This is a genomic window from Streptomyces xylophagus (genome assembly GCF_000716435.1).
GTDB lineage: Bacteria > Actinomycetota > Actinomycetes > Streptomycetales > Streptomycetaceae > Streptomyces > Streptomyces xylophagus.
This window is the reverse complement of sequence record NZ_JNWO01000073.1, coordinates 1-2409: the sequence shown is the minus strand read 5'-3', so window position 1 is coordinate 2409 and position 2409 is coordinate 1. Positions and strand designations below refer to the sequence as shown.

The window sequence follows — 2409 nt, the reverse complement described above, 5'->3', positions numbered from 1 at the left end:
CTCGGCGAGGTCCCAGAGAAGGCCGCGGGCTTCACTCCGCACGTCTCCGTGGCCTACAGCGCGGGAGACGGTCCGGCTGAGCCCATCACGGAGGCCCTCGCCCATCTCAACCTCCCGCCAGCACATGCTCGCATCTCCACTGCGGAACTCATCGTCATCCACCGGGACAACCAGATGTACGAGTGGGAGACCTTCGCGAAGGTGCCGCTCGGCTGATGGGCCTGCGGGGTTTTGCCGCCCGTGCAGTGGGCCGCAAGACCCCGCCCCACATTGCGGCAGATGAGGCCGGATCTCAGTCGCACCGTCCAGGACCCGGACGCACTGGGTCAGGCCCAGCACCGCATCGCCTGTGTACGGGGGTGACAGGGCCCTCGTCCATGGGACTGGATGGCGGTCGGCCAAGGCGACCGCATGACGTCGGATGCGAAGCTGGCGCTAGTGCCGACCCAAGCACCGCCAGCCGAGGGCTTGCGCGATAGCCCGCAGTAGAGTCCCCAACATGTACCCGGTCAAGCGTTCAAGCCAGCGACTGGACCTTCGCGAACTCTCGGTCGAGGACGTGGACGCAGTGTTCGCGATCTACGGGAGCGGCGAGGCGACGGCGCACCTGTCGTTCGAGCCGCGCTCCCATGCTGAGGTCAGCACCATCGTGGCCAGGTCCATGGCCTCGGCCGCCGTGACGCCGCGCACGGAGTACGCACTCGCCGTCATCGAGCGGGACTCCACCGAACTGATCGGGTTCGGCCGCATCGCCACGGATCCACACCAGCAGCGCGGAGCCACATTCGGCTTCGCGCTGCGCCCGGACACATGGGGCGCCGGCTACGGCCTCGAAACCGTACGCCTCCTGCTCGCCCTCGGCTTCGAGGAACTCGACTTGCATCGCATTTGGGGCGCTCGCTCCCCGATCAACGAAGCCTCAGCGAAGACGATGACAGCAGCGGGCATGATCGAGGAAGGCACGATCCGCGAGCACATCTACAAAGGTGGGCAGTGGCGTGACTCAGTAGTACACGCGATACTCGATCACGAATGGCGCGATCTCCAAACCGGTTGAAGGTGGCACCTTTAGGCGGGCCGCCAGAGTGGCCCGTCCGGCTCAATCCAGATCGATACGCAGTTCCGTGTCCGGTCGGCAGAACTCACAGGCGTCGAAGTACGGACGGCCGTTCGTCAGGATCTTCCGGGCCAAGTCCGGCTCGACAGGGCGCACGTCATGTGGAGTCCGGTCGCAGTCGGCAACGTGAATGACTGGCCCCTTGGTGGCGTCGCAGCGGTCCCGGCGTGCGAGAACGTAGCCGGAAGACGGGCGATCGCCGGTCCCAGCGCGGGTCGCGGACGGCGGTCTCTTGGGTACTACGAGGAACGGCCGAGCGATCGGCGCGGGCGATCGCACGCTCTACGTCTCGCCGCTGGAGTCGCAGATAGATGCCGATCGTCTCCTGCTGTGCGAGCTGCTGATCGAGGTACGTCAAGATCGCCCGGAGGCGGGGGGATCCGACGGCAGCTCGTTCATGTATTCGATTCAAGCATCATGCCCCTGCCCGGTCGATGTGACCGTCACCGATAGTTGGCCACTGTCAGAGGTAGGTGGCCACGCGTCCACGTTTGTCTTTCTGGGCTGCCGAGGCAAGATGCGGTGGCTGGAACCTCGCCACGAGGACTGGAACTGTCGCCGACGGCAGGTGGTCCCGCAGCGTAGGGCCCCCACCTGCGTTCGAGGTGGAGGCCCTGATCACGGATCGCGGGGCGGCGGGGTCAGCCCGCGAAGGGGGCCTCGTTGCAGGGGTTGTACGCTGCGGCGCCCACGCCCTGCTGGTGCCACGGTGCGGCGCAGGGATCGTTGACGTTGACGAGGGGGGCTCCGACGCTGCCCACGATGGCGGAGTCGGAGGAGCCGAAATCGAAGTCGTTCGGCCCCGGGTCCGCGGTGGCCGCGCCGGCGCCCAGCAGGATCGTGACGCCTGCCAGCACCACGGCCGCTCCAAGCTTTGCCCTGTACATCGAGTTGCTCCGTTCGTTGTGTCCGGCACCCGAAGGGGGGTGCTGCTCACGAGAACGCTTCCGCCCGATCTTGGTCACGCGCCGGGCCACCGCAGTTCCAAGTACTGGGTCCCGGCACAGTTGGCTGATGTGGGCGGAGCCTCGGGTTCCGAGGCTTGCCCGGCCACCTATCTCTGACAGCTGCGGCCAGGTGCCGATGACAGGCGCTCTACGACCTGGCGCTTTGTGACGAGAGCTGGCCAACTACGGGTGACAGTCACAGTCGAGTGTGACGTTCAGCGGCAGGTGGCCATGCGCATTTGCAGTTGGGTGCGGCTCTCTTGTAGTGAGCTGGTGATGCCGTGCGCCGTTGCCGTTCGTGGTCGAACGGCGGATCGTCGTGTTCCAGGACGTGGTCTTGGAGGC

General features: G+C 66.4%; 4 protein-coding genes. 2 read left to right on the top strand and 2 right to left on the bottom strand.

Translation table 11 applies throughout. The features are described 5' to 3' along the window. Positions 1-216: 2'-5' RNA ligase family protein (locus OO70_RS50145; protein ID WP_043688195.1), on the top strand; the 216-nt coding region annotated here is incomplete at its 5' end. Between the two features lie 283 nt (positions 217-499). Further along, positions 500-1057, top strand: coding sequence for a GNAT family N-acetyltransferase (locus tag OO70_RS50140; RefSeq protein WP_043688193.1), 558 nt, complete (start codon positions 500-502; stop codon positions 1055-1057). 42 nt (positions 1058-1099) lie between these two features. Here the strand turns inward: OO70_RS50140 and OO70_RS57185 are convergent, their stop codons facing one another. After that, positions 1100-1396, bottom strand: coding sequence for a DUF6233 domain-containing protein (locus OO70_RS57185; protein WP_407702908.1), 297 nt, complete (start codon positions 1394-1396; stop codon positions 1100-1102). Positions 1397-1758: 362 nt separating this feature from the next. Continuing rightward, on the bottom strand, positions 1759-2004 hold the full coding sequence (locus tag OO70_RS50135; protein ID WP_158711674.1) for a hypothetical protein: 246 nt from the start codon (positions 2002-2004) through the stop codon (positions 1759-1761). Between the last annotated feature and the right edge of the window lie 405 nt (positions 2005-2409).